Origin of the sequence: Mycobacterium sp. (assembly GCF_049683935.1) — a bacterium.
Taxonomy (GTDB): domain Bacteria; phylum Actinomycetota; class Actinomycetes; order Mycobacteriales; family Mycobacteriaceae; genus Mycobacterium.
Genome location: NZ_JBAUJR010000382.1, coordinates 1 through 5,282 on the forward strand (window position 1 = coordinate 1; position 5,282 = coordinate 5,282).

Sequence of the window (5,282 nt, forward strand, 5' to 3'; positions counted from 1 at the left end):
GGCGTTCGCGCTGGCCGCAGGGTCGTTTCGCGACGGCACCCGTGTCGCGGCGACCGCGCCGGACCTGGTGCGGGCGATGTGCGAAGCCAACGCCGCGCAACTGGTGCCCGTGCTCGATCACGCGATGCTGCTGCTCGGCGAGGCCCGCGACCAGTTGGCAGCCGACCAGCCGGTGACGGCGCTGGTGGAAGCCGGCCACGCCGCCCGGATCCGCTACGACGGTTACAGCCGGCCGCAGATCATCGCCACCGTCGTCGGCGCCGAGGGCTGGCGGGACGAACTCGCCGCCGCCGGACGTGCCGGCGGGGTGATCAGATCCGCGTTGCCAACCCGGGGTAGTCCAGGATGAAGCCGTCGGAATCGACCGTGATCGGCGTGTCGGCCACCGGCGAGTGCACCTCGAGGCCGTTTGCACCGGAGCTGTAGCTGATCGTCGCGACGTCCACCGACAGATCGGGGACGCGGACGTAGACGACGGGCATCAACTCGGTCTTCTCGCCCGTGCGGTGCACGCCGGTGCGTCGAATGGGCAGCGCGTTGAAGAACGGGCTGAAGATCACGTCGACGTCGAGTGCGCCGTCGAAGTCCGACCTACTGGTCTGACCGTTGTGGTCCTGCACCAGCCACATGCTCTCCTCGTCGCGGGCGATGGAGAGCTGGCGCTCCCGCTCGGCGAGGGTGACGGTCAGCGACAATCTCTTCGTCGCCCCGGCCTCGTCGGTGACCAGGTCGTAGGAGGCGCTGAAAGCCGGATGTGACTCGGTGGCCGCCGCCACGATCCTGCCGTAGGCCTTGATGCGGTCACCCGAGAGCTGGACGCGCACCGACTCCATCCTGGGCACGTCGTGTGCCCGCCACGTCAGGATGGCGGGGTAGGCGGCAGAACTCGCATCAGAGCGACTTTCTTCACTCATCCCCCTACCGTATGCGACGGATCCCCTCGTTCGTGGCGGGCTTCGAAACTGGGACGAGAACTGACGTTCGGACGTGATTCGAGCGCGACCTCGTCACCGAGGAGCGGTTGCGGGATCCGGCGCAGCCGACCCAGTCGCCCGGTGCCCGGCACTGACGCCCACACCGCGTAGGCGAGGACCGCATCGAGGATCAACGCCAGCACTGTGACCATCAGTGCGCCCACCAGAGCGATGTGGAACTCCCGCACCTTGATGCCGTCGATCAGGTACCGCCCCAGCCCCCCGAGGCTGGCGTAGGCCGCGACCGTCGCTGTCGCGACGATCTGCAGCGTCGCGGTGCGCAACCCGCCGAGGATCAGCGGCAGCGCGTTGGGGGTCTCGACGCGCAACAGGATCCGCTTTTCGGTCATACCCATCGATCGGGCGGCGTCCACCACCGAGCGGTCGACGTTCGCGATACCCGAGTACGTGCCTGCCAGCAGCGGCGGGATGCCGAGCAACATGAGGGCGACGGTGGGTGGGATCAGACCCAGTCCCCACAGCAGCACCCCGAGGAGCAGGACGCCCAGCGTCGGCAGGGCACGAAGCGCGTTGACGCCGGTCACCACCAGGAATGTGCCGCGGCCGGTGTGGCCGATGATCATGCCGATCGGAACCGCGATCAGCACCGAGAAGACGACGGCGATCCCGGTGTACTGCAGATGCTCGACGGTGCGCGCGCCCAGTCCGGCGGGGCCCCCCCAGTTGGCGGCAGTGAAGATGAAGGACAGTGCCTGCTCGAGGAAGTTCATGTCGACGCTCCCGCCTTGGCGACGCGGCCGGGTTCGGCGGCACGGGTCCAGGGCGTGAGCATCTTGCCCACGAGCATGATCAACGTGTCGATGACGACGGCCAGCACGAAGATCGCGATGATGCCCGCGACGATCTGGTCGCTCTTGTTCGCCTGGTAACCCTCGGTGAACCAGGTACCGAGACCGCCGATACCGATCACCGAACCGACCGCGACCATCGAGATGTTGGTGACGGCGACCACTCGCAGGCTGGCGATGAGCACCGGGAGCGCCAGTGGCAGTTCGATTTTCAGCATCCTGGTGAGCGGGCGGTAGCCGATCGCGGTGGCGGCGTCGAGCACCGCGGGCGACACCGCGTCCAGCGCCTCCGGAACCGCCCGCACCAGCAGCGCCACCGTGTACAGCGTGAGCGCGACGATGACGTTGGCCTCATCGAGGATTCGGGTCGGGATGATCAGCGGCAACACCACGAACAGCGCCAGCGACGGGATCGTGAAAATGATGCTCGCGGTGATGGTCGTCAGCCGCCGGAACACCGTCGTGCGCTGCACCAGCGCACCCAGTGGCACCGCGATCAACAGGCCGAGGACGATCGGGACGAGTGACAGTCGCAGATGGATCAGCGTCAGCGTCCACAGGTCGTCGAGGTGGGTGACCAGATACTGCATCGGTCAGCCGTTCTGCCGCTGCGTGTCCAGCGCGGCGAGCACGTCTTCGGCCTTCACCCCGCCGATCACCTGCCCGTCGGCATCGACTGCCACGCCAAGGCCTGCCGGTGACGACAGTGCCGCGTCGAGCGCCAGCCGCAGGGTGCCGTCGGGACGGAACAGTGAACCACCGGCGGTGGTGCTGTCGTAAAGGGTGCTGCCGTTGCGGTGCAGTTCGACGCCCGCGGCGTCGATCCAGGCGTAGGGCGTGCCGTCCGGCCTGGTGACCAGTGCCCAATCACCCGGATCCAGTGTGAGCGCGTCGATCTCGGGTTCCGGAAGATGGCGGATGTTGTGCAGCGGCAGGCCGGTCGCGTGGAAGAACTGCAGACCGCGGTAGCCGCGGTCGGCGCCGACAAAACCGGCGACGGCATCGCTGGCCGGGTTGGACAGCAGCCGTTGGGGCGCATCGTATTGCTGCAGCTTGCCTCCGCGGCCGAACACCGCAACCTTGTCGCCCAGCTTGATCGCCTCATCGATGTCGTGGGTGACGAACACGATCGTCTTGTGCAGTTCGCTTTGCAGGCGCAGGATCTCGGTCTGCAGATCCTCGCGGACCACCGGGTCGACGGCGCTGAACGGCTCGTCCATCAACAGGATCGGCGGATCTGCGGCCAGCGCCCGGGCCACCCCGACGCGCTGCTGCTGGCCGCCGGAGAGTTGCGCCGGGTACCGGTCGGCGAGCTTGGGATCCAGCCCGACCCTCTCGAGCACTCCGATCGCGGATTTCCTTGCGCTGCGCCGTGATTCGCCGCGGAGCACCGGCACGGTCGCAACGTTGTCGACAACCCGCAGATGTGGCATCAGGCCGGCACTCTGGATCACGTAGCCCATGCCCAGTCGCAGCTTCACGGCGTCCACCTTGGTGACGTCCTCGCCGTCGACACTCAGGACACCCGATGTCGGATCGATCATCCGGTTGATCATCCGCATCGAGGTGGTCTTGCCGCAGCCTGACGGGCCGACGAACACCGCGAGGGTTCCCTCCGGCACCTCCAGCGTCAGATCATCGACCGCGACGGTGCCGTCCGGGTACTTCTTCGTGACGTTCTCGAACCTGATCAAGCGCCTTTGCCCTTCGTCTACTTCTGGACGGGTTGGTCGAAGCCGTTGTCCGCGATCCACTTCTCCGCTGCCTCATCGGGATCGACACCCTGGTTGCCCTCGACCGAGGTGTTCAGCTCGATCAGACCTTCGGTGGTCAGTTTCGCGCTGACGGCGTCGAGCACCGTCTTGAGCTCGGCGGACTTCTTCTGCGAGGCGACCAACGGCACCACGTTCGCCGACAGGAACGCGTTCTCCGGATCCTCGAGAACCACCAGATTGTTCTGCTCGATCGCCGGCGACGTGCTGAAGATGTTCGCGGCGTCGACCGTTCCCCCGGTCAGCGCCTGCACCGTCGCCGGACCGCCGCCGTCGCTGATCGCGATGAAGTTCGCCGGGGCGATGTCGATGCCGTACTTCTCCTTGAGCCCCACCAGTCCGGTCTGGCGGGTCTGGAACTCCGACGGCGCACCGACTTTGACCTCCGCGGAGCGGGGGGCGAGGTCGGCGAGCGAGGTGAGGTTCCATCGCTGCGCGGTCTCCTCGGTCACCGCGATGGTGTCTTTGTCCTCGGCGGGCGACGGATTGAGGATCGACAGATCGCCGGGCAACGCCTTGAACAACGCCAACAGCACCTCGTCGGATGTGGTGGCGGTGCTCTGCTCGTCGAAGTACTGCAACAGGTTGCCGGTGTATTCCGGGATCAGGTCGATGGAGTTGTCCTGCACCGCGGGGATGTAGGTCTCGCGACTGCCGATGCCGAACTGCCGGGTGATGGTGAAACCGTTGGCCTCCAGCGCCTGCGCGTAGATCTCGGCGATGATCTTCGATTCGGTGAAGTCGGCCGAACCCACCTTGATCGACATCAGGTCACCGGAGATCTCGCCGCCACCCAGGGGGTTTGAGCTGCCGCATGCCGCGGTGGTCAGCGCGAACACTGCCGCCAGAGCGGCAAGCAGCCGGTATCGCATGTTTCGTCGGGAGCTGTTCACGCAAACATCCTTTCGGCCTGCATCACCTTTTGTGACCCTATCGCCACCTGCGTTTTGGTTTCATTCAACGGGCGAAAGGGCAAAGATGGAGCTATGACCAGCGATCCGTTCGCGTCGGCTGACCCGCCGCCACCGCCGCCACCACCGCCGCAGCGGACCCCGCCGCCGCCCGAGTCCGCGGTCAAGTTCACCAAGGCCGCGGCCCTGTGGGCGTCGCTCATCTTCGGTTTCCTCGTCCTGATCATCCTGCTGATCTTCATCGCCCAGAACACCGAGTCGGCAGAGTTCGCGTTCCTCGGCTGGCACTGGTCCCTGCCGCTCGGAGTCGCCATCCTGTTCGCGGCCGTGGCCGGCGGGCTGCTCACCGTGGCCGTCGGCGCGGTCCGCATCCACCAGTTACGGCGTGCGGCGAAGAAGAACCTCAAGGCCGGGTTGTAGCGGCGCTACCGGATCGACACCAGCTGGTCGAGCGAATCCCGCGGTAGGTCACCGTCGACCGTCGCGGTCACGGTCATGTTGTTCAGCGTGATTCCGCCCTTGTGGTTGTCCAGGAATGCGGTGTCGGCGGCATCGCGACCGGTCGCGATGCGCACCATCGACTGCCGCGGCGCCAGACACGTGGCGTCGACCACCCGCCACTGGCCCTCGACGAACGCCTCGGCCACCGCGTGGAAGTCCATCGGCTCGCATCCCGGCGCGTAGACGGCCACCAACCGGGCGGGCACGTTCACCGCGCGCAGCAGTGCGACGACGAGGTGCGCATAGTCGCGGCACACGCCGGCGCCGGCCAGCACCGTGTCGGCGGCACCGTCGATCGGGTCGCTCGAACCGGGC

At 66.9% G+C, this 5,282-nt stretch carries 8 protein-coding genes; 2 read left to right on the plus strand and 6 right to left on the minus strand.

The window, feature by feature from the left end; genetic code table 11:
• On the plus strand, positions 1 to 349 hold a 349-nt coding region (locus WA965_RS22015), incomplete at its 5' end, for a prephenate dehydrogenase dimerization domain-containing protein (RefSeq protein ID WP_526448072.1).
• On the opposite strand, the gene WA965_RS22020 is transcribed toward WA965_RS22015, so the two are convergent.
• From WA965_RS22020 to WA965_RS22040, 5 genes are read right to left on the minus strand one after another with little or no spacing between them, the layout of a single operon-like run.
• Positions 312 to 914, minus strand: coding sequence for a putative glycolipid-binding domain-containing protein (locus WA965_RS22020; protein ID WP_526293955.1), 603 nt, complete (start codon positions 912 to 914; stop codon positions 312 to 314). The genes WA965_RS22015 and WA965_RS22020 overlap by 38 nt on opposite strands.
• Entirely contained in the window at positions 911 to 1,705 is a 795-nt protein-coding gene (locus WA965_RS22025; RefSeq protein ID WP_526293954.1) for an ABC transporter permease, read from the minus strand. Before WA965_RS22025 ends, WA965_RS22020 begins: the two co-directional genes overlap by 4 nt.
• Positions 1,702 to 2,373 (minus strand): ABC transporter permease, encoded by a 672-nt coding sequence (locus WA965_RS22030; RefSeq protein WP_526293953.1) that lies wholly within the window; start codon positions 2,371 to 2,373, stop codon positions 1,702 to 1,704. The genes WA965_RS22025 and WA965_RS22030 overlap by 4 nt, the downstream gene beginning before the upstream one ends.
• A 3-nt stretch (positions 2,374 to 2,376) precedes the next feature.
• Positions 2,377 to 3,477 (minus strand): ABC transporter ATP-binding protein, encoded by a 1,101-nt coding sequence (locus WA965_RS22035; protein ID WP_526293952.1) that lies wholly within the window; start codon positions 3,475 to 3,477, stop codon positions 2,377 to 2,379.
• 17 nt (positions 3,478 to 3,494) lie between these two features.
• Positions 3,495 to 4,427 (minus strand): ABC transporter substrate-binding protein, encoded by a 933-nt coding sequence (locus WA965_RS22040; protein WP_526293956.1) that lies wholly within the window; start codon positions 4,425 to 4,427, stop codon positions 3,495 to 3,497.
• 114 nt (positions 4,428 to 4,541) lie between these two features.
• On the opposite strand from WA965_RS22040, the gene WA965_RS22045 reads away from it, so the two are divergent.
• Positions 4,542 to 4,886 carry a LapA family protein gene (locus WA965_RS22045; protein WP_526293951.1) on the plus strand — a complete coding sequence of 115 codons (345 nt, stop codon included), beginning with the start codon at positions 4,542 to 4,544 and terminating at the stop codon, positions 4,884 to 4,886.
• 5 nt (positions 4,887 to 4,891) lie between these two features.
• On the opposite strand, the gene WA965_RS22050 is transcribed toward WA965_RS22045, so the two are convergent.
• Positions 4,892 to 5,282 (minus strand): transglutaminase-like domain-containing protein (locus WA965_RS22050; protein WP_526448073.1); only part of this gene is annotated, 391 nt, incomplete at its 5' end.

What these genes read in the sequence shown, in the direction of transcription:
- WA965_RS22020 (WP_526293955.1), bottom strand. Translation starts at nt 914, where the DNA reads ATGAGTGAAGAAAGTCGCTCTGATGCGAGTTCTGCCGCCTACCCCGCC.
- WA965_RS22025 (WP_526293954.1), bottom strand. Translation starts at nt 1,705, where the DNA reads ATGAACTTCCTCGAGCAGGCACTGTCCTTCATCTTCACTGCCGCCAAC.
- WA965_RS22030 (WP_526293953.1), bottom strand. Translation starts at nt 2,373, where the DNA reads ATGCAGTATCTGGTCACCCACCTCGACGACCTGTGGACGCTGACGCTG.
- WA965_RS22040 (WP_526293956.1), bottom strand. Translation starts at nt 4,427, where the DNA reads ATGCGATACCGGCTGCTTGCCGCTCTGGCGGCAGTGTTCGCGCTGACC.
- WA965_RS22045 (WP_526293951.1), top strand. Translation starts at nt 4,542, where the DNA reads ATGACCAGCGATCCGTTCGCGTCGGCTGACCCGCCGCCACCGCCGCCA.